General features: G+C 69.9%; 19 protein-coding genes. 14 read left to right on the top strand and 5 right to left on the bottom strand.

Annotated features, from left to right (window positions below; all coding sequences use genetic code 11):
- The first annotated feature begins 79 nt into the window (after positions 1–79).
- Positions 80–436 carry a hypothetical protein gene (locus BM249_RS09445; protein WP_342029852.1) on the top strand — a complete coding sequence of 119 codons (357 nt, stop codon included), beginning with the start codon at positions 80–82 and terminating at the stop codon, positions 434–436.
- Positions 437–484: 48 nt separating this feature from the next.
- Complete coding sequence (locus tag BM249_RS09440) at positions 485–1,162, top strand: YidB family protein (protein ID WP_091971184.1); 678 nt, start codon at positions 485–487, stop codon at positions 1,160–1,162.
- A gap of 28 nt (positions 1,163–1,190) precedes the next feature.
- Here the strand turns inward: BM249_RS09440 and BM249_RS09435 are convergent, their stop codons facing one another.
- Entirely contained in the window at positions 1,191–2,615 is a 1,425-nt protein-coding gene (locus BM249_RS09435; RefSeq protein WP_091971181.1) for a sensor domain-containing diguanylate cyclase, read from the bottom strand.
- A 162-nt stretch (positions 2,616–2,777) separates the two neighbouring features.
- Entirely contained in the window at positions 2,778–3,677 is a 900-nt protein-coding gene (gene mutM / locus BM249_RS09430) for a bifunctional DNA-formamidopyrimidine glycosylase/DNA-(apurinic or apyrimidinic site) lyase (RefSeq protein WP_091971179.1), read from the bottom strand.
- Between the two features lie 111 nt (positions 3,678–3,788).
- On the opposite strand from mutM, the gene ubiE reads away from it, so the two are divergent.
- Positions 3,789–4,562: a bifunctional demethylmenaquinone methyltransferase/2-methoxy-6-polyprenyl-1,4-benzoquinol methylase UbiE gene (gene ubiE / locus BM249_RS09425; protein WP_091971177.1), complete on the top strand. Its 774-nt coding sequence runs from the start codon at positions 3,789–3,791 to the stop codon at positions 4,560–4,562.
- A 16-nt stretch (positions 4,563–4,578) separates the two neighbouring features.
- A complete protein-coding gene (gene ubiB / locus BM249_RS09420; protein ID WP_091971175.1) occupies positions 4,579–6,126 on the top strand; it encodes a 2-polyprenylphenol 6-hydroxylase in 1,548 nt (515 codons plus the stop codon).
- Between the two features lie 59 nt (positions 6,127–6,185).
- On the opposite strand, the gene BM249_RS09415 is transcribed toward ubiB, so the two are convergent.
- On the bottom strand, positions 6,186–8,282 hold the full coding sequence (locus tag BM249_RS09415; protein ID WP_425284815.1) for a TonB-dependent siderophore receptor: 2,097 nt from the start codon (positions 8,280–8,282) through the stop codon (positions 6,186–6,188).
- 389 nt (positions 8,283–8,671) lie between these two features.
- Here BM249_RS09415 and BM249_RS09410 point away from each other — a divergent pair, with 389 nt between their 5' ends.
- The 3 genes from BM249_RS09410 (at position 8,672) to BM249_RS09400 (ending at position 12,070) form a co-directional block, all read left to right on the top strand.
- The gene (locus tag BM249_RS09410; RefSeq protein WP_091971173.1) at positions 8,672–10,441 is read left to right on the top strand and encodes a pyrroloquinoline quinone-dependent dehydrogenase; all 1,770 of its coding nucleotides are present in this window, start codon (positions 8,672–8,674) and stop codon (positions 10,439–10,441) included.
- Positions 10,442–10,511: 70 nt separating this feature from the next.
- Positions 10,512–10,931 (top strand): acyl-CoA thioesterase, encoded by a 420-nt coding sequence (locus BM249_RS09405; protein WP_091971171.1) that lies wholly within the window; start codon positions 10,512–10,514, stop codon positions 10,929–10,931.
- On the top strand, positions 10,928–12,070 hold the full coding sequence (locus tag BM249_RS09400; RefSeq protein WP_091971169.1) for an endo-1,4-beta-xylanase: 1,143 nt from the start codon (positions 10,928–10,930) through the stop codon (positions 12,068–12,070). The genes BM249_RS09405 and BM249_RS09400 overlap by 4 nt, the downstream gene beginning before the upstream one ends.
- 16 nt (positions 12,071–12,086) lie before the next feature.
- Here the strand turns inward: BM249_RS09400 and BM249_RS09395 are convergent, their stop codons facing one another.
- Both BM249_RS09395 and BM249_RS09390 read right to left on the bottom strand, forming a co-directional pair.
- Complete coding sequence (locus BM249_RS09395; protein ID WP_091971167.1) at positions 12,087–12,995, bottom strand: alpha/beta hydrolase; 909 nt, start codon at positions 12,993–12,995, stop codon at positions 12,087–12,089.
- A gap of 96 nt (positions 12,996–13,091) precedes the next feature.
- Positions 13,092–13,970: a lytic transglycosylase domain-containing protein gene (locus tag BM249_RS09390; protein ID WP_425284811.1), complete on the bottom strand. Its 879-nt coding sequence runs from the start codon at positions 13,968–13,970 to the stop codon at positions 13,092–13,094.
- Between the two features lie 130 nt (positions 13,971–14,100).
- Here BM249_RS09390 and BM249_RS09385 point away from each other — a divergent pair, with 130 nt between their 5' ends.
- From BM249_RS09385 to BM249_RS09355, 7 genes are all read left to right on the top strand, one after another.
- Positions 14,101–15,729, top strand: coding sequence for an ABC transporter ATP-binding protein (locus BM249_RS09385; protein WP_091971165.1), 1,629 nt, complete (start codon positions 14,101–14,103; stop codon positions 15,727–15,729).
- Positions 15,730–15,737: 8 nt separating this feature from the next.
- On the top strand, positions 15,738–16,955 hold the full coding sequence (locus BM249_RS09380) for a phosphopentomutase (RefSeq protein WP_091971163.1): 1,218 nt from the start codon (positions 15,738–15,740) through the stop codon (positions 16,953–16,955).
- 14 nt (positions 16,956–16,969) lie between these two features.
- Complete coding sequence (locus BM249_RS09375; RefSeq protein ID WP_091971161.1) at positions 16,970–17,158, top strand: DUF1192 domain-containing protein; 189 nt, start codon at positions 16,970–16,972, stop codon at positions 17,156–17,158.
- 161 nt (positions 17,159–17,319) lie between these two features.
- A complete protein-coding gene (locus tag BM249_RS09370) occupies positions 17,320–17,955 on the top strand; it encodes a TetR/AcrR family transcriptional regulator (RefSeq protein ID WP_091971281.1) in 636 nt (211 codons plus the stop codon).
- An 87-nt stretch (positions 17,956–18,042) separates the two neighbouring features.
- Positions 18,043–18,516 carry a DUF2852 domain-containing protein gene (locus tag BM249_RS09365; protein WP_091971159.1) on the top strand — a complete coding sequence of 158 codons (474 nt, stop codon included), beginning with the start codon at positions 18,043–18,045 and terminating at the stop codon, positions 18,514–18,516.
- Positions 18,517–18,777: 261 nt separating this feature from the next.
- Positions 18,778–19,413, top strand: a complete 636-nt coding sequence (gene upp, locus BM249_RS09360) for a uracil phosphoribosyltransferase (RefSeq protein ID WP_091971279.1) — start codon at positions 18,778–18,780, stop codon at positions 19,411–19,413.
- An 82-nt stretch (positions 19,414–19,495) separates the two neighbouring features.
- Positions 19,496–20,506 carry an NAD(P)H-quinone oxidoreductase gene (locus BM249_RS09355; protein WP_091971157.1) on the top strand — a complete coding sequence of 337 codons (1,011 nt, stop codon included), beginning with the start codon at positions 19,496–19,498 and terminating at the stop codon, positions 20,504–20,506.
- The last annotated feature ends 44 nt before the right edge of the window (positions 20,507–20,550 follow it).

Raw genomic sequence — 20,550 nt, 5'->3', positions numbered from 1 at the left:
CCCGGTCCCGCCCGGCTTGATTCGGCAACGGGCATCCTCGGATGCCGGCTCCCGTCCCTCTCCGGAGATCGCCGTGATCATGACCACCACCTCCGCCCGCCGACGCCATGCCCTGCGGCCCCGCGCCGGCACCGCGGCAACGGGCCTGTTCGTCGCCGGCCTCGCGGTCTCCGCCGCGTTCGGCATGCTGGTGAGCCCCCTGGGAAGCCGCACGGCCGTGGCCCAGTCCGTGGCCAACCCCAACGACCAGCCCACCCCCGCCACCCTGCCGTCGCGGAACGCCGCCGCCGACCGGCCGACGGGCCAGGTCTCGCCGCCCACGGCCATCGACCATTCCACAACGGTGACCGGATCGGCGGGCCGAGCGAGGACCAACCCCCTCGATCACCTGCCGCCGAAGGACCGGGCCGCCACGGGCGGCAGCCGTCAGCAATAGGGCGGCGACGACACCCGAGCGGCACCACACACGGGATGGGAGAAACACATGGGCCTTCTCGATCAAGTGATCGGCGGCGTACTCGGACAGGTTCTGGGCGGCGGTCGCGATGACCGGAGCGGCGGCCAGGGCGGTGGCCTCTCGCCCATCGTCCAGGCGCTCCTCATGCTCCTCCTCTCCAAGGGAGCCGGAGGCCTCGGAGACATTCTGGGCGGCGGCGCCCGGACGCGGCACAACGAACCGCCATCCGAGCGCGCCCCCGGCGGCTACGACGACGGCGATCTCGGCGGCTTCGGACAGGATCGCGGCCGGGACGACGGTTCGCTACGGGGAGGGCGCGGGGGCGATTTCAGCGATCTCGCCGGCATGCTCGACGGACCGGGCGACCGTGGGGACGGACGCGATCCGGGCGCGGGTCCCTACGCGCGCCTCGACCACGAAGCCGGAGACGGACAGAGCGGCCTCGATGGGCTCATCGACCGTTTCCAACGTGGCGGCCTCGGCGACCTGATGGAATCCTGGATCGGGCACGGCGAGAACCGTCCGGTGCAACCGCATCAGCTGGCCGATGCCCTTGGTCCCGACACCATCGACACCCTGGCGCAACGCACGGGCCTGCCGCGCGACGCGCTTCTGAGCCAGTTGGCCGAGGCCCTGCCGCAGGTGATCGACCGGCTGACCCCCGGGGGACGACGCCCGACGGGTGAGGAAACGCGCGGCTGGTGAGGGGCGGCGTGCCCCGGCGGCAGGCGCCCTATCGCGCCGCCTGCGCGACCTCCGGGCCGGTGAAATGCATACCGGGCTCGTAGAACCGGAAGGTGTTCCGGCCGCCGGCCTTGGCCTGGTGCAGGGCGAGGTCGGCGTTTCGGTAGAGGGCGTCCGGCTCCGTTCCGTCCCGGGGCGCCCGGGCGATCCCGACGCTGATCCCGACGATCACCGGCTGCCCGTCGAGATCGATGGGCTCGCGGATCGCAGCGACGAGTCGGCGCGCGAAATGCCGTACGTCCTCGGCCCGATCGCTGGCTGCGAGGAGGATGGTGAACTCGTCACCGCCCAGCCGCGACACGGTGTCCCCGTCGCGCACCAGCCCCTTCAGGCGTTCGGCGACCCGGCACAGGAGCGCGTCGCCCGCCTGATGCCCGAGCCCGTCATTGACCGCCTTGAAGCGGTCGAGGTCGAGGCACAGCACCGCGAAGCCGGGGGCGCCCGCGCGGATCGCGGCGAGGCGCTGCGTCAGGCGCTCACGGAACAAGGTGCGGTTGGCGAGATCCGTGAGGGCATCGTGCCGGGCCATGTGACGGATCCGACGCGCGGCCTCCTCACGCTCGGATACGTCGCGGACCGCCGCCACATAGCCGGTCACCTGTCCGGTCAGGGCATCGCGGGTGGGATTGAACGTCACCTCGACCCAGACCCAGGAGCCGTCCTTGCGACGGTAGCGCTGGCGCGTGACCGCCCGATCCGTCCGTCCCTCGCCCAGGCCAGCCAGGGCGCGGTTGAAGGACGCGACATCGTCGGGGTGGATGTGATCGACCGGGCGCGAACCGATGAGTTCCTCGGGCTCGTACCCGAGGATCATCCGTGCCGCCGGGGAGACGTAGAGGCGCCGGGTTTCGGGATCGGCTCGGACGATCATGTCCGAGGTGTTGTCGGCGAGTAGGCGATAATGCGCCTCACTGTCCCTCAGGCGGGCCTCCGTACGGCGCAAGGTGAGCTGGGCCGCGACCATGGTGGCAAGATCCGCCAATTGCGTGCGCTCGCACGCGGAGAACGTGCGCGGCGCGTCGCTCTGGACGCAGACGGTGCCCACCCGGATGCCCGGGCTGAGGATGATCGGCGCGCCGGCATAGAAGCGGACATGGGGGTCCCCGGTGACGAGGGGACTCGTCGCGAAACGCGGATCGACCCGCGCATCCTCCACCACGAGGACCTCGTCGGACAGGATGGTGTGGGTGCAGAACGAGCCTTCACGCGCGGTCTCGCCCGCGGTGAAGCCGCATCTCGCCTTGAACCACTGCCGGTCCGCTTCGACCAGGGTGACGGTGGCCATGGGCACGTGAAACAGGGCACAGGCCGTGCGACAGAGGGCGTCGTACGGCGAATCCGGCGCCGTATCGAGAACCTCGAGATCATGCAGAGCCGAGAGGCGCTCGGTTTCGTTGGCGGGGATGGGATGCATAGGGTCTACGCACAACTCCGGCGACGGGCCCGAACGGAAGACACGCAGGCGATCGATCGAACAGAACTACGAAGGACGTCTTAACGGAATCCATCCTTCGCCCGGCCCCGATGCCGATCATGGCGGATCAAAACACGATCTCGACACATCCGACCCGCGCCATTACTCGCCCGGACGAATCTGACAGGTCGCGCAATAGAAGGTCGAGCGACCGGCCTGGGTGATGCGGGCGATGAACCCCGAGCAACCGGCGGTCCGACAGGGTCCGCCCGCGCGGTCGTAGACCCGGAACGCGTGCTGAAAGGCCCCGGCGCTGCCGTCCGTGTGGGCGTAATCGCGCAAGGTCGAGCCCCCGGCGGCCACCGCCTCGGCGAGGACCTGCGGGATCACCGCCGCCAGACGGCGCGCCTCGGGGGTGGGAGCGCCGTCCGCGTCGGCGAGGCGCCCGGCCCGCGTCTCGGGATGGAGGCCCGCCCGGTGCAGGGCTTCGCAGACGTAGATGTTGCCCAAGCCCGCGATGAGCCGCTGGTCGAGGAGGGCGGCCTTCAGGGGCGTGATCTTGTGGCGGAACAAACGCGCCATCGCCTCGGGCGTCAGGGCGTCGCTCAAGGGCTCGATCCCCATGGCGGCGAAGTGCCGGCAGGTTGCGAGATCGGCCGTCGGCACGAGGTCCATGAAGCCGAAGCGGCGCGCGTCATTGTAGGTCACGGTGGCGCCGTTCGAGAGCGCGATGACCACATGGTCATGCTTCGGCGTGCCCAAGGCGCCTTCGAGGTAGAAATCCCCCGGCGAGAGATTCCGGCCGTCCGGCATCGCCACGTCGAAGCGCCCGCTCATGCCGAGGTGCAGGATCAGCGCCTCGCCGGAATCGAGGGGCGCCACGAGGTATTTCGCCCGCCGATCGAGGGAAAGAACCGTGCGGCCCTCCAGGCGCTCGGCAAAGCCGTCGGGAAACGGAAATCGCAGGTTCGGCCGGCGCAGGGTGACGCGGGCGATCCGGGCACCGACCATGGCGGGTTCGAGCCCCCGACGAACGGTCTCGACTTCGGGCAGTTCGGGCATGGCTCTCCGGGGCGGATCGGCGGGGGCGGGGTGCGGTGCCGGCGACAGTCCCGGGGACATGGCGATCCGCCACGCCTTTCGCTATGACGCTGATCCCAAGAGGTGAGGTTCATGAGTCAGCCCGAGCGGTCCCCCCCGGACGAGCGCACGCATTTCGGTTTCGAGCAGGTGGCTCTGGGCGAGAAGCAAGCCCGCGTCGACGACGTGTTCCGCTCCGTCGCCAAGCGCTACGACCTCATGAACGACCTCATGTCGGGCGGTCTACATCGGGCCTGGAAGCAGCAGCTCATCTCGATGCTGCGCCCGCCGCAGAACCGGCCGTTCCGGCACCTCGACGTCGCCGGCGGCACAGCCGACATCGCGTTCCGGTCCCTCGAAGCGGGCGGCCCGGCGACGCAGGTTACCGTGCTCGACATCAACGAGGCGATGCTGCGGGTCGGCGCCGAGCGGGCGGGGAACCGCTTCACCGGGCGCATCGACTTCGTCACGGCCAATGCCGAGGCGCTGCCGCTGCCACCCGAGAGCTTCGATGCCTACACCATCGCGTTCGGCATCCGGAACGTGCCGCGCATCGACCGGGCGCTGGCCGAGGCTCACCGGGTCCTCAAACCCGGCGGACGCTTCCTCTGCCTCGAATTCTCGAAGGTCGATCTCCCCGTCCTCGACCGGATCTACGACGCCTATTCGTTCCACGTGATCCCGCGCCTCGGCTCCAAGGTGGCGGGTGACGCGGAATCGTACCGCTATCTCGTGGAGTCCATTCGCAAGTTCCCGAGCCCCGGCCGTTTTGCCGGAATGATCGAGGCCGCCGGCTTCCGGCATGTCAGCCACCGCCCCCTGTCGGGCGGCATCGTGGCGATCCATTCGGGCTGGAAGGTCTCGTGAGCGGGCGTTTCGCCTGATGCTCGCCTCCCTGTTCCGGGGCGCCCATGTCGGCTTCGTCCTCGCCCGCGAGGGCGGTCTCGCCCTCATCGAAACCCGTGATCTGCCGCCGCACCTGCGCCTCGTCCTGAAGGCCGGTCGGCTGCTGGAGCGCCGGGGCCTCGGCACCGGGGCCGGCCCCCTGCAGCGGGCGCTGACCCGGCTCGGGCCGTCCTACGTCAAGTTCGGGCAGTTCCTCGCCACCCGACCCGACATCGTCGGCCTCGACGCGGCGCGTGACCTCGAAACCCTGCAGGACCGCGTGCCGCCGTTCCCGCAGGAGGTCGCCTTGCAGGTGATCGAATCGGCCCTGGGCAAACCGGTCCGGAGCCTGTTCGTCTCGTTCAGCCCGCCCATCGCGGCGGCCTCCATCGCCCAGGTCCACAAGGCGCACGTCATCGATCCCGACGGCACCGAGCGGGTGCTCGCCGTCAAGGTGATGCGGCCGGGGGTGCGCGAGCGCTTCCAGCGCGACCTTCAAGTCATGCGGTTCATGGCCCGCATCGTCCACGCCCTGTCGCCGGAGGCCGAGCGCCTGCGCCCCCGCGAGGTGGTGGAGATCCTCGCTCGCTCCGTGACCATGGAGATGGATTTCCGCCTCGAGGCGGCGGCCATGTCGGAGCTCGCCCACAACACCAGGGACGATGCCGATTTCCGGGTGCCCAAGCCCGATTGGGAGCACACGGCGCGCGACGTGCTCGCGAGCGAGTGGATCGAGGGTATCCCCTTGAACGACCGGGCCGCCATCGAGGCGGCCGGGCACGATGCGCGGGCGCTCGGGCGCGCCGTCATCCAGTCGTTCCTGCGCCACGCCATCCGGGACGGTTTCTTCCACGCCGACATGCATCCGGGGAACCTGTTCGTCGATGCGGCCGGCACCCTCGTGGCGGTGGATTTCGGCATCATGGGGCGGCTCGGCCACAACGAGCGGCGCTTCCTCGCCGAGATCCTCCTCGGTTTCATCCTACGCGACTACAAGCGCGTGGCGCAGGTGCATTTCGAGGCCGGCTACGTGCCGGCGCACCACTCCGTGGACGATTTCGCCCAGGCCATCCGCGCCATCGGCGAGCCGATCCACCAGCGCCGGGCCGACGAGATCTCCATGGCCAAGGTGCTCACCCTGTTGTTCGACATCACCGCCCTGTTCGACATGCGCACGCGCACGGAACTGGTGATGCTGCAGAAGACCATGGTGGTGGTGGAGGGGGTGGCCCGCTCCCTCGATCCGCAACTCGACATGTGGACCGGGGCCGAGCCCGTGGTCAGGAGCTGGATCACCCGCAACCTCGGCCCCGTGGGCCGGATCGAGGGCGTCGGCCGCGCGGCGCTCACCCTCACCGACGTGGTCACGGACCTCCCCGACCTCGCGCAACGCCTGCGCCGCATCCTCGTGCGCCTCGACGAAGCCGGCACGAGCGATGCCGACCGCCTGGACGCCTTCGCCCGCGCCAGCCGGCGGCGCGCCGTGTGGTCGACCCTGGCCCTGTGGACCATCGCCGTCGGGGCCCTCGTGATGGCGTTCCGGTAAGACCGGTATCCCGCCGGAGCGGAGGTTTCCCCGCGATCCGGAGGATCACGGAGCGACGGTCAGAACCGGGCCGCGACGCCACCCGTGATCGTGCGGGGCAGGCCCGGGGTCGCGTAACGGTTCTGCCAGGCGCGATCGAAGTAGGTGGTGTCGAACACGTTGTCGACGTTGAGATAGATCCGCACCTCCGGAGTGATCTGGTAGTACGAAATCAGGTTGAAGAGGGTGTAGTCCGGCAGCTTGAACGTCGTGACGGCGGTCTGGGCCACGCGCTGATCGACGAAGGTGAGGCCCGCCCCGAGGCCGAGACCGCGCAGGTCGCCGCCCTGGAACTCGTAGACGCTCTGGACCGCGAAGCTGTTGCGCGGAATGTTGGCGATCCGGGTTCCCAACGGAATGGTGTTGTCGCGGACCACCGCGGCATCGACGTAGGCGTAGCTGCCGATCACCCGCCAGCCGGGCGCCAGATAACCGGCTACACTGAGATCGAAGCCACGGCTGCGGACTTCGCCGGCCGCGACGCTGAAGTTCGGGTCAATCGGATCTGCGGTCAGGACGTTGCTGCGCCGGATGTCGAACAGGGCGGCGGTGGCACTGAGGCGATTGTCGAGGAGGCTGACCTTGGCCCCGACCTCGTAGCCCTCGCCCTCCTCGAACGCGAAGGGCTGGCCCGTCCGGCTGGTGCCGCCGTTGGGACGGAACGAGCGGGCGTAGTTGCCATAGACCGACACCGTGTCGAGGAGATCGTAGGTGAGGCCGAACCGGGGCGTCGCCGCCGTACCCTGGATGCGCGTCGTCGCGCCGTTGAGATGGTTGTTCGTGACGAGGCCGACATCCTCGACGCGCACGCCGACCAGGGCGTGGAGGCGCGGCGTCAGGTCGATCTGATCCTGCACATAGCCGGCGTAGCTCTGCGTGTTCTGGAGGAAGTTGGTGACGGCGGCGGTGATGGGCGGCAGGGCCTGACCGTAGCGGGGGCTCAGGAGATCGAGGAAGAACGGGTTCGCGGTGGAGTTCGAGCGGTTGAACACCTCGCGGTAGCGGTAGCTGTCGTATTCGAGCCCCGTCAGCAGGGTGTGGCGGAACGGGCCAGTGTCGAACTTGCCCGCGAGGTTGAGTTGCAGGTCGAGGTCGGACCAAGTGAGGTCGCGGAACTCGTAGGCCCGCCGCAGGGTGCGCCCATCGCCCAGGACACCGGTCACGCCGACGCCGTTGCCCTTGAGGTTGCCGCCGAGCAATTGCGCGCCCGCCGTCACGACCCAATCGGGATCGAGCCGATGCTCGATCCGCAATTGCCCCAGGGCGTTGTCGTTATGCACGGGCGGGATGGCGGGTTCGCCGAGGAAGCGGCTGCGGGGCACGGCGCGCAGGTCGCCCCGGAAGGGAACGATGCCGCGATCCAGGGTCTGGGCGGCGCTGATGAACTCACCCTCGAAGGTGACCGTGGTGTCGGCGCTCGGCTTCCAGGCGATGACCGGAGCGAGATAGTAGCGGTCGCTCCGCACGAAATCGCGAAAGCTGCCGTTGTCCTCCACCGCACCCGTGACGCGGGCCAGCACCTGACCGTTCTCATCGAGCGCCCCCGTCGCGTCGAAGGTGCTGCGTTTCATGTTGTAGCTGCCGTACTGGGTTCCGATGGCGAGGGACCGCTCGGCCAGGGGCTGCTTGGTGACGATGTTGAAGGTTCCGCCCGGATCGCCGCGCCCGTACAGGAAGGCGGACGGGCCCTTCAGGACCTCGATGCGTTCGATGGAGACGACGTCCGGCGCGTTCGGATAACCGCGGTTGATGGGAAAGCCGTTGCGGTAATACTCGCCCGTGGAGAAACCCCGGATGGTGAATTCGGTGAGGCCGAGGCCGCCGAAATTGTTGGCGCGGCCGACACCCGCGAGGTCGAGGGCGGTGTCGACGCGGGTGGCGGCGGCGTCTTCGAGGGCCTGAGCCGGCACCACCACCACGGTCTGGGGCACTTCCCGTAGGGGTGTATCCGTGCGCGTGGCGCTCACGCCGTCGCGGGCGAGGTAGCCGTCGGCCTTGCGTGACGGAATCCCGTTGCCCGCGATGGCGAGTTCGTCGAGCCGCACCTCCTGGCTCGCATCCGCCGCGCCTTGAGCCGCCGCTGAGCCGGCGCTCGTCCCGAGGGCGGCCCCCAGGATCGCAACCGTGAGGAGGGCCGGAGCGCGGAACGAGGATGACTTGTCGAGGGGATCGATCACGTGTGGCACGAACGCAAACCATTAAGGACGGAATGGGCCGCGCTAGGGGGAGCCTTCAGCCTCGGTCAAGAGGCTGGCCTGCGGTTCTCAGGTCCCCTAATTTCGAATAATTCCAGCATCCTCCACGGCCAAGCTCGACTCGTTCCAGAGTTCCCGAGGCGCGTTGCTTGTCGTGACAATAATACAACATCTGTGGGACGCAGCCCGGACCGGTCGGTGGCCTGCGTGCCTTCGCCGGATTGCTTCCCGCGACCCGCCTCGCCTAACCAGAACGATGACGGGTGTCGCCATCGAAGCGGCGCCCAGCGAAAACCTCCGAGGAGAACGCCATGGCTCGCCGCATCACCCGGGGCCTGCTCGCCGCCTCTTCCCTCGCCCTGTGGGGCTTCGGCCCCTGCGCAGCGCAAGACTGGCCGATGTTCGGCGGCGACCACACCAACCGGCACTTCTCGGCCCTCTCCGCCATCGACGCCGGTAACGTGGCACGCCTGCGCCCGGCCTGGATCTTCCAGACCGGCATCACCGGCTATTTCCAGGCCGAGCCCGTGATGGTGGACGGCACCCTCTACGTCTCGACGACGCAGAACCACGTCGCCGCCCTCGACGCGCGGACCGGGGCCGTGCGCTGGACCTACACCCACAAGGCCCGCACGGAGAAGATCTTCGGGCCGCCCTCGAACCGGGGTGTCGCCGTTTCGGACGGCCTCGTGTTCGAGGCGACCATGGACGGGCGGGTCATCGCCCTGGACACCAAGACCGGCCGGGTGGTGTGGGACCACGAGGCCGTGCGCCCGGAGGAGGGCGAGTCGGAAACCGCCTCGGCGCTCGCCGACAAACTCGGCGTCGGCACCGTTCAGGGTTCGAGTCGCCTCGGCTTCAAGATGCCGCCGCTCGTGGCGGACGGCCTCGTCATCGTCGGTGTCGCGGGAGCCGGCTACGGCCTCCATGTCGAGGACGAGAAGGGTGGGCTCGACGGCGGCGCCGTGGTCGGCATCGAGGGCGGCTACGGCCGACGCGGCTGGCTCGCCGCCTACGACGCAAAGACGGGGGCGGAGCGCTGGCGCTGGTACGTGACCAAGGCCGACGGCTGGGAGGGCGAGTTCGTGGATAAGACTCCCGACGGGGTGCCGCTCCACCGTGACATCGCCGCCGAGAGGGCCGCCGCCCCGGCCCACCGGGACGCCTGGAAGGTCGGCGGCGGTTCGCTCTGGATGACCCCGGCCTACGATCCCGATCTCGGCCTGATCTATGTCGGCACCGGCAATCCGGCGCCGCAGAATTTCGGGCTCTCGCGGCCGGGCGACAACCTCTACACCATGAGCCTCGTCGCCCTCGACGTGAAGACGGGGCAGCTGCGTTGGTACTATCAGCAGGTGCCCCACGACGAATGGGGCTACGATGTCGCGAGCCCGCCCTTCCTCCTCGATCAGGCGACGCCGCAGGGGCCGGTGAAGGCCGTGGCGCAGGCGTCGAAGACCGGCTGGCTCTACGTCCATGATCGCGCGAACGGACAGCTGCTCACCCGCTCGGCGCCCCTCATCGAACACAAGAATCTCTACGCCCCGCCCACCGCCGCCGGCACGGTGGTGAGCCCCGGTCCCCTCGGGGCCATCTCGTGGCATCCGGTGGCCTACGATCCCACGGCCGCCACCGCCTATGCCCAGGTCCGGCACGGGGCCACGACCTACCGGGTTAAGACGGTTCCGGCGTCCGGCGACCGCCCGGCGATCCGCTACACCGAGACCGGGGAGGCCAAGGGCGAGCCGTCCTTCAGCACCCTCACGGCCATTGATCTTGGCGGGGGCGGGGCGATCAAGTGGTCGGTGAAGGCCGGCAGCCGCCTGTCGGGCGGCACCCTGGCTACGGCCGGCGGCCTCGTGTTCTCCGGCGAGGAGGATGGACACCTCGACGCCCACGACGCCAAGACCGGCGCGGTGCTGTGGCGGTTCCAGTGTGGGGCCGGCATCGGCGGGCCGCCCATCTCCTACGCCCTCGACGGCCGCCAGTACGTCGCCGTCGCGGCGGGTGGCGCTTCCTTCACCAAGGGCTCCGGCTTCGGCACGGGCGACGCCCTCGTGGTGTTCACGTTGTCCGAGTGATGTCAGGGGCTGGCCCCCAACGGCGCGTGGTTTGCAATAGGCTGGTCTCCCGCACAGCCGGAACGGACCGATGACCACCGCCTCCCTCGCCCCCGCATCCACCGAGCAGCCGACCGACCGGGGTCCGCCCGTGGTGCGCACCATCGCGATGCCGTCGGACACCAACCCGGCCGGAGACATCTTCGGCGGCTGGCTCATGGGTCAGATGGATCTGGCCGCCGGCAACGTCGCGGCCCGGCGGGCGCGGGGGCGCTGCGCCACCATCTCGGTGGAGGCCATGACCTTTCACAGCCCGGTCTTCGTCGGCGACGAGGTCAGCATCTATGCCTGGATCGTACGGGTGGGCCGGACGTCCCTCGGCATCCAGGTCGAGGTCTGGCGCCGTGAGCGCGAGAGCGAGGCGACCCAGAAGGTGACGGAGGGTCTGTTCACCTTCGTGGCCATCGGGGCCGACCGGCGTCCGCGCCCGATCCCGCCCCAGATTCCATGAGGCTGACCCGCCGCGCCATCCTCGGCGGTGCCCTGGCGCTTGCCACCGGCCCGGCTTCGGCCGAGCAAGGCTCTTCGGCGGTGGGAGGGTCCTGGGCCGCCGACAGCCTCAACGCGGCGGCGGCCAAGAAGGGGATCGCGTACGGCTCGGCGGTGAACATCACGCCGCTCCGCCAGAACCCCGCCTACGGCGAGGTCCTCGCGCGGGAATGCGGGGTCCTGGTGCCCGAGAACGCCATGAAGCTCGCCTATGCGTGGCGAGCGCCCGGCCCCATCGATTTCTCCTTCGCCGACGAAACGGCCGCCTTCGCGCGCGCCAACGGCCAGCGCCTGCGTGGCCACACCCTCGTCTGGCACGAGGGCGTTCCGGCCTGGGCGCTGCCCCGGATCGAACGGGATGCGGAAGGGTTTCTCCGCGAATGGATCGGCGCCATGGCGGGGCGCTACCGGGGCCGAATCGAGGCCTGGGACGTGGTCAACGAGATCTGCGGCCCCGACAGCGGCCGCGCCGACGGCCTGAAAGCCACGCCCTGGCTCGCCGCCCTCGGCCCCCGCTTCGTCGATCTCGCCTTCGCGCTCCAGCACGAGGCCGATCCGGCGGCGGCGGGTGCCTGGAACGAGAACGACCTCGAGCTCGACGCCGACTGGATCGCGCCGCGCCGCGCCATGGTGCTGCGGACCCTGGAGGGGATGGTCCGGCGCGGGGTGCCGATCCGGCGCCTCGGCTTGCAAGGCCACCTCTACGCCAAGCATCCCCTGAATCAGGGGAGTCTGCGCCGATTTCTCAAGGCGGTCGCGGACCTCGGTCTCGCCCTCGAGGTCACGGAACTCGACGTCAACGACCGCGACTTTCCCGCGGACCTCACGGCGCGGGACCGGGCAGTGTCGGACCTCGCCCGTCGCTTCCTCGACGTGGTGCTGGACGAGCCCGCGACCCTCAACGTACTGACGTGGGATATCACCAACGCCAACACCTGGCTCAACACCAATCCGCAGCGCCGCCGCGCCGATGGCCTGATCCAGCGTGCCCTTCCCCTCGACGAAACGATGGCGCGCACGCCCCTCTGGACCGCGATGCACAAGGCATTTTCGGATGCGCCGGACCACAAGGCGACGCGGGACCGCCTGCGACGGGGATAAGGGTCGCCCCCGGCCCTCAGCGTTTCACCGTCCGGGCCGGCACGCGCTCGCCGCCGGAATACTGCCGCAGGAAGGCCGCCATCTCGGCCAGCACCGGGGCCTTGGAACGGAACGTCACCGACAGGGCGAGCAGGGTGTCGGAATGGTCGAGCCCGGCATAGACGCGCTCCTGCACGGGCACGCGGGCCTCGCGCAGGCGGGCGGCGAGGCTGCGGGTGTTGCTCGGGCGTACGAGGCTGTCGGTGTCGCCGGTGGCGAGGTAAGCTGGCGGGGAATGCGGGCCGGCAAAGCTCACCGGTTGGGTCGCGGCCCTGTCGGGCGCCTGACCGAACACCTCCTGGGCGGTACCGGCATCCAGCGGCAGGAAATCGTAAGGCCCTGACAGGCCCGCGATGGCACGAACGACCTTGGGATCGACCCCGGCCCGGCGCAGGTAGCGCGGGTCGAGCCCCAGCATCACGGCATTGTAGGCGCCCGCCGAATGGCCCGCCAGGACGATCCGACGCGGATCACCGCCATACTGGGCGATATTGTCCCTGACCCAGGCAATGGCCTCGGCCCCGTCGTCGAGGAAATCGGGAAAGCGGACCTCCGGATAGAGCCGGTAATCGGGCAGCACCGTCACGAACCCTTGGGCGGCGAGCGCCTGACCGACGAAGGCGTAATCCTCCTTCGTCCCGTTCTTCCAAGAGCCGCCGTAGAAGAACACCAGCACGGGCGCGCCGCCCGTGGCCGCCACGGGGGTGAACACGTCGAGGCGCTGGCGGGCATGCGAGCCGAAGGCCGCATTGTGCAGGCTCAGACGGCCGCCCTGGTCCCGGGGGCCGATGGCATCGAACAGGGCGAGGGGCGAGCAGGCGGTGATGCCGGCGGCGACGATGACGAGACCGAGGAGGCTGGCAAGGACGGCGAGAACCCGGGTCATGCATCTCTCTGAAGGCGGCGACATCCCCTGTGACAGGGCGCACACGGCGGTTTGATGGCGCCGGGGCGCCAAATCGGTTTCGCGAGCGACGAAGACTCAGGTTCGCAGGACGAGGCAGGCGCCGCCGACCCCGCGGATCCGCCCGCACAGCTTGTCGGCGGCCTCACGGCTCTGGGCCGGAATGCGGATGCGGTAGAACGCCCGGGTGCCCCGGCTGCGCAGGCGCGTGCCGATGATCATCGGCCGAACCTCGCCGATCACGCTGGTGTAGAGTTTTCGCGCCCGGGAAAAGCTCTGGAGGGCGAGGGACTTGGAGAAATTGCCGGCGAGTTGGATGCCCCAGGGCGCCGCCGGCCCCTCGTTGCCCCCAAGGGCGAAGCGGTCGCCGCGCGACGGGATGCGCAGGGCCGCCGTCACCTGCAGGCAGGTCTTTTCGGGTTCGGGCTTCGGCGAATCAGCTTTCTTGTCCGTCTCCGGCATCTCGACGCCCGCCCCCGCGCGCCAATCCTCCGCCGGGGCGCCCGTGATGGCCAGGACGTAGTTGCGCGTCTCGATGGGCAGGCCGCCGGTGCCGGCGAGCCAGGCCGAGACCCGGCCGGGGCCGCCATTGTAGGCCGCCGCCGCGAGGCCGAGATTGCCGAACTGGCGGTTGAGGTCGGCGAGCAGGTGGGCCGCGTGCGGGATCGCCTGCTCGGGATCGAACGGATCGGTCAGCCCGCGCTCGCGGGCCGTGCCGGGCATGAACTGCGCCACGCCCTGCGCCCCCACGGGGCTCACGGCGCCGACCCGGAACGCGCTCTCACGCCAGATCAGCCGGGTGAGGAACGGCACCGGCAGGGCGCGCGCTTTGGCGGACGATTCGATGAGGCGGCACAGGGCCTGCTCCACGGTCTCGCCGCCCTCCGACGCGACGGCGAGGGCGGGCGCGGAACCGAGGAGACACAGCAGAAGGGCGGGGAGGGCGGAACGCGGCACGATCACCCGACGGGTTTTAGGGCACGGCCGCGTCCGATCAATCGCGGATCGCCGTTCGCCCGTCACGGCGGAGCGCGCTATAACCCGGTTTCCGACGCGCCACCCCGGTCCGCTTCATGACATTCGCCCGATGACCGACACGCTCCTCGACGTCCAGGACCTGTCCGTGGCCTTCCGCTCCCGCGACCGCGAGACCCTGGCGGTGGACCGGGTGAGCTTCACCATCGCGCCGGGCGAGACCCTGGCGCTGGTGGGAGAATCGGGCTCCGGCAAGTCGGTCACCGCCCTGTCGATCCTACGCCTCCTCGACGGCAGCGCGTATCATCCGGGTGGCCGCATCCTGTTCCGGGACAGGGACCTCCTCGCCCTGCCGGAGCGCGAATTGCGCAAGGTGCGGGGCGCCGACATCACCATGGTGTTCCAGGAACCCATGACCTCCCTCAACCCGCTCCACAGCATCGAGCGCCAGATCGGCGAAGTGCTGGAGGTGCATCGCGGCCTGTCGGGCCGCAAGGCGCGGGCCCGCATCCTCGAACTCCTCGACCTCGTCGGTCTGCGCGACGCCGAGCGGCGCCTCACCGCCTATCCGCACGAACTCTCCGGCGGCCAGCGCCAGCGGGTGATGATCGCCATGGCGCTCGCCTGCGAGCCCGACCTGCTGGTGGCCGACGAGCCGACCACGGCCCTCGACGTGACCGTGCAGGCACAGATCCTGACCCTGCTGGCCGACCTGCAGAAACGGTTGGGCATGGCGATGCTGTTCATCACCCACGACCTCGGCATCGTGCAGCGCATCGCCACCTCCGTCTGCGTCATGCTGCAGGGGCGCATCGTCGAGGCGGGGGCGACGGCCGACATCTTCGCCAGGCCCCGGCACGCCTACACCCAGCGGCTTCTGGCCGCCGAGCCCACGGGCCGTGCCAACCCCGTGCCGGAGAATGCCACCGAACTCCTCGCCGCCGGCCCCCTCAAGGTGTGGTTTCCCATCCGCCGGGGCCTGCTGCGACGCGCGGCCGGGTACGTGAAGGCCGTCGACGGAGTGTCCGTGCGGGTGCGGGCGGGCGAGACGGTGGGCGTGGTGGGCGAGTCGGGCTCGGGCAAGACCACCCTCGGGCTCGCCCTCCTCAGATTGACGGATAGCGAGGGTCCCATCGTGTTCCTCGGCCGTTCCATCGCCGGCTTGTCCCCGGCGGCCCTGCGGCCGGTACGGCGCGACATGCAGGTGGTGTTTCAGGACCCCTACGGGTCGCTGTCGCCGCGCATGACGGTGGCCGACATCGTCGCCGAGGGACTGGTGGTGCAGGGCGCCGTCAGGAGCCGGGCCGAGCGCGTCGCGGCGGTGGCGGAGGCCCTTGACGATGTGGGCCTCGATCCCGCGACCATGGACCGCTACCCCCACGAATTCTCCGGCGGCCAGCGCCAGCGCATCGCCATCGCGCGCGCCATCGTGCTGAAGCCGAAATTCATCGTCCTCGACGAGCCGACCTCGGCCCTCGACCGCTCGGTCCAGGCGCAGATCGTCACCCTGCTGCGCGACCTCCAGCGCGAGCGCGGCCTCGCCTATCTGTTCATCTCCCACGACCTCAAGGTGGTGCGGGCGCTGGCGAACCACGTCCTCGTCATGCAGAACGGCCGCGTGGTCGAGGAAGGTCCGGCCGAGGCGATCTTCGCCCATCCGCGCGAGCCCTACACCCAGGCCCTGTTCGCCGCCGCCTTCGACCTGCGCGGCGACGCGACCGCCGAACCGGTCCCGGCCTGAGACACGCGATGCCCCGCGCTTTCCTCATCGTCCTCGATTCTGTCGGTATCGGCGGCGGCCCCGATGCCGACGCCTACGGCGATGCCGGCTCGGACACCGTGGGCCACATCGCCGAAGCCTGCGCCGCCGGGCGCGGCGACCGGGCGGGCCTGCGCCGAGGCCCCTTGCGCCTGCCGCACCTCGCAACCCTCGGCCTCGGCCTCGCGGCACACGGCGCGACGGGGCGCCTGCCACCGCACCTCGCGCCCGAAGACGCGGTCACGGGGGCCTACGGCCACGCCGTCGAGACCGCCGCCGGCAAGGACACGCCGTCTGGCCATTGGGAGATCGCCGGGGTGCCCGTGCGCGAACCGTGGGGGCATTTTCCGGACACGGTGCCGGCCTTCCCGCCGGACCTCGTGGCGGACCTCGTTGCGCAGGCGGGGCTGCCCGGCATCCTTGGCGATTGCCATGCCTCCGGAACCGCGATCATCGAGCGCTACGGAGCGGAACACATCCGCACGGGCAAGCCGATCTGCTACACCTCGGCCGACAGCGTGTTCCAGATCGCCGCCCACGAGACGGCGTTCGGCCTGGACCGCCTCCACGCCACCTGCCGCATCGCCCGCGACCTCTGCGATGCCCACCGGGTCGGCCGGGTCATCGCCCGGCCGTTCATCGGATCTGCCGAGGCGGGGTTCCGCCGCACGGCGAACCGGAAGGACTACGCCGTCGAGCCTCCGGCAGAGACTCTGCTGGACCGCCTCGCGGCCCAGGGCCGGGCCGTGGTCACCGTCGGCAAGATCGGCGACATCTTCGCGCACCGGGCCACGGGCCGGGAGATCAAGCCCGCCGGCAACGCCGCCTGCCTCGACGCAGCGCTCGCCGCCTTCCACGAGTTGCCGGACGGCGGCTTCGTCTTCCTCAACCTCGTGGATTTCGACACGGAGCATGGCCATCGCCGCGACGTGCCGGGCTACGCCGCCGAACTCGAAGCCTTCGACGCGCGGCTGCCCGAGATCCGGGCCGTGCTGCGGCCCGGCGACCTCTGCGTCATCACCGCCGACCACGGCAACGACCCGACCTGGACCGGCACCGAGCACACCCGCGAGCAGGTGCCGATCCTCGCCTTCGGCCCCGAAATCGCGCCCGGTCCCCTGGGCGGACGCTCGACCTTCGCCGATATCGGCGCCACCGTGGCACGACATCTCGGTCTCGGGCCCCTCGGTGCCGGGCAGCCGTGGTGAGGGAGGAGGATTCCATGCACGACGACGATTTTCGCCCTGAACCGGCCCCCGAACACCGGATCGGCGAGCCCCTCGACACCCTGTCGGTGGCGGACCTGTCCGAGCGCATCGCCCTCCTGACACGGGAGATCGCGCGCCTCGAAGCAGCCCGGGAGGCCAAGACCGCCGCCCGCGACGCGGCGGGGTCGCTGTTCCGGCTCTGACGTCAGCGCATGTTGCGCCCCTGCGTCGCGGCTGTGGGCTCCGTCTACTGATCGACAGAACGGGGTCAATTCACGCCACGCGCGTGGTAGGGGAGGGATGCGGCCCCATCCCGTATGGCCGCCCGCCTCTCGTGATGGGGCGCCCCCATGAGGACATTGGCGTGCGACCCTGGCGCGAAGGCCCCGACGACCGGCGCAGCTACCACCACGGCAACCTCAAGGAAGCGCTGATCGAGGCGGCCCGCCGGTTCATCGCCGAGCGCGGGATCGGGGGGTTCACCCTTGTGGATGCCGCCCGCCTCGTCGGAGTGACGCCGGCCGCCCTCTACCGGCATTTTCGCGGCCGCGAAGCCCTCTTGGAAGAGGTGGCGGGACGCGGTTTCGCCGATCTCGCCGAGCGCCTCGCCCGGGCGCTCGCCGCCCGGGGTACGCCGCTCGAGCGGTTCACCCGCATGGGCGAGGCCTATCTCGCCTTCGCGGAGGAGGAGCCCGGCTACTACGCGGCGATCTTCGAAACGCGGGGGCTGGCAGCGGGAACGCCGAACAGCGAGGCCGGGCCGCGCCCGAGCCCGTTCGACCTCCTGGTGGAGGCCCTGCAGGCGACGTTCCCAGACGGATTCGGCGGTGTCGCCCCACGCTTCATCGCCGTGGAGGTCTGGGCCCTGTCGCACGGTCTCGCGACCCTGGCCGCCTCCGGGCATCTGCCGAAGGGACCAGGGGTGCCGGACAAGTACGAACTCCTGCGCGCAGGCGTCCTCGCCCTCGTGCACGGTGCTGGCGGACCGCCCCAGGCCTGACCAAGCGATTCCGCGGCTCGCCCCTTGAAAGCCCAGCTCCGCATCCGCAAGTGAATGTCGTTCACATTAACATCGGAGACGTGAGCCGTGAGTCTTTCCTCCAATTCCCCCTGGGCTACGGGCAAGACCTGCCGGAGCGGCCCGTTTCCCAAACGCTCCTTAGAGATCGGCGCCATCGTGGTCGGCTTCATATACTGGTGGCCCCTCGCCGCGGCCTACGTCGCCTGGAAGGTTGCGGGCTATCCGGCTTTGAGCGAACTCCGGGGGCTCGCCGACCGGGGCAGCGCCTGGGGTTCGGCTTGGCAGTCCGGCGGCCGGGGTCGCTCGCGCTTTGCCGCCGCCTACGAGGCTGCCAATGGCGTCGGCCCCACCGGAAACCGCGCCTTCGACGAGTATCGCCGGGCCGAGCTCGACCGCCTTGATGCCCAGCGCCGGGCGCTGGCCGAGGAGAGCCGTGCGTTCTCCGAATATGTCGAGGGCCTGAAGCGGGCGAAGGACCGCGAGGAATTCGACGCCTACATGGCTCAGAAGCGCGCCACCGACACCACTCGTTCGGTCTGATACGGTTTCGCTTGATTGAAGCGGAGACCGGACCCCGAAGCCCGCGCATCGTGTGAGGACAGTCGAACTCCGCCATTCCGAAGGGATCAAACAGCGTTCGTATGACGGGTTCTCCGGAAGGTCCCGATGTCCGAGAGGTCCCCGGCCAAGGGCCGGGGACCTTCTTTCATGGGATCGGCCCATCGCGGGCGGCAACGGTATGATCTATGCAGTTCCTGTCCGGTCGGCCCGTCGCCGATGCGGCGCGGGGAGAAGCGGACGATGGCGAACGCGGCGGTTCGGGTGGTCGATCACCCCCTCGTCCAGCACAAGCTGACGCTCCTGCGCGACCGCGCGCGCTCCACCAAGGGCTTCCGCCAGATCCTCAACGAGATCGGCATGTTGCTGGCCTATGAGGTGACCCGCGACCTGCCCCTCGAAACCGTCGCCATCGAGACACCGATCCAGGCAATGCAGGCGCCTCAGATCGCCGGCAAGAAGCTCGTCCTGGCCCCGATCCTGCGGGCCGGCACCGGCTTCCTCGACGGGATGCTGTCGCTGATGCCCTCGGCCCGGGTGGCCCATATCGGACTCTACCGCGACCCCGAAAGCTTGGAAGCGGTGGAATACTACTTCAAGGCCCCCTCGGACCTCGCCGACCGCACGGTCCTCGTCCTCGATCCGATGCTGGCCACCGGCAATTCGGCGGCGGCGGCCATCAATCTGTTGAAGGCACGCGGCGCTCAAGATCTGCGTTTCGTCTGCCTCCTTGCCGCCCCCGAGGGCGTCGCCCACCTGCAGGCGAGCCATCCTGACGTGCCGATCTGGACGGCCTCCATCGACAGCCACCTCAACGACCACGGCTACATCGTTCCGGGCCTGGGCGATGCCGGCGACCGGATGTACGGCACCCGCTGAGATCCTGCACCCGTCATTCGCTCCCTTGCCAAACGGCCCCGGGGCCGCCCATGACGGCTGGGTTGCCCGGAGGAGAGAGCCCATGACCGCCAACCTGCCCGAGACCATGCGCCAGATCCGGTTCACCGCCGCCGGCGGCCCCGAGGTCCTGGCCATCGAGACGGTGCCGCTGCCCCAGGCCGGGCCGGGTCAGGTGCTCATCGAGGTGGTGGCGGCGGGCGTGAACCGGCCCGACATCCAGCAGCGCGAGGGCAAATATCCGCCGCCGAAGGGCGCCACCGAGATCCCGGGCCTCGAAGTCGCCGGCCGCATCGTCGCCCTCGGGGCGGACGTGGACGGCCTCGCCCTCGGCGACGAGGTCTGTGCCCTCACGATCAGCGGCGGCTATGCCGAGTTCGCCGTGGCGGAAGCCGGACAGTGCCTGCCACGCCCCGCGCCCCTGTCCCTCGTCGAGGCCGCCGGCATCCCGGAAACCTACTTTACTGTCTATTCCACGGTGATCCAGCGTGGCCGCCTCCAACCCGGCGAAGCCTTCCTGGTCCATGGCGGGTCGAGCGGCATCGGCTCGACGGCGATCCAGATCGCCAAGCATCACGGCGCCCGGGTCTTCGCCACGGCGGGCTCGGCCGAGAAGTGCGATTTCTGTCGTGACCTCGGCGCCGAGGCGGCGATCAACTACCGGGAGGAGGATTTCGTCGAGCGGGTGAAGGCCCTCACCGACGGCAACGGCGTCGATGTCATCCTCGACATGGTCGGCGCTCCGTATCTGGCCAAGAACCTCTCGGCGCTCGCCATCGAAGGCCGCCTCGTCCAGATCGCGTTCATGCAGGGCTACAAGGTCGACGCGTTCAGCATGACGCCGATCATGATGAAGCGCCTCACCTTCACGGGCGCGACCCTTCGGGCCCGGCCGAAATCCGAAAAGGCCGCCATCGCGCGCGGGCTCGCGGACGATGTGTGGCCCCTCCTCGAAGCCGGCACCATCCGGCCGATCATCCACGCGACCTTCCCCCTGGAGGAGGCGGACAAGGCCCACGAACTCATGGAGTCGAGTGCGCATCTCGGGAAGATCATGCTGGTGACGGGTCGCTGAGTTTCAGGAACCCTCCGATCCAACCCTGCGTTTGTCCCCCATTC

Origin of the sequence: Methylobacterium gossipiicola (assembly GCF_900113485.1) — a bacterium.
In the GTDB taxonomy this organism is placed as follows: Bacteria; Pseudomonadota; Alphaproteobacteria; order Rhizobiales; family Beijerinckiaceae; genus Methylobacterium; species Methylobacterium gossipiicola.
The sequence above is the reverse complement of the archived record's forward strand: the minus strand, read 5'-3'. Positions and strand labels throughout refer to the sequence as shown.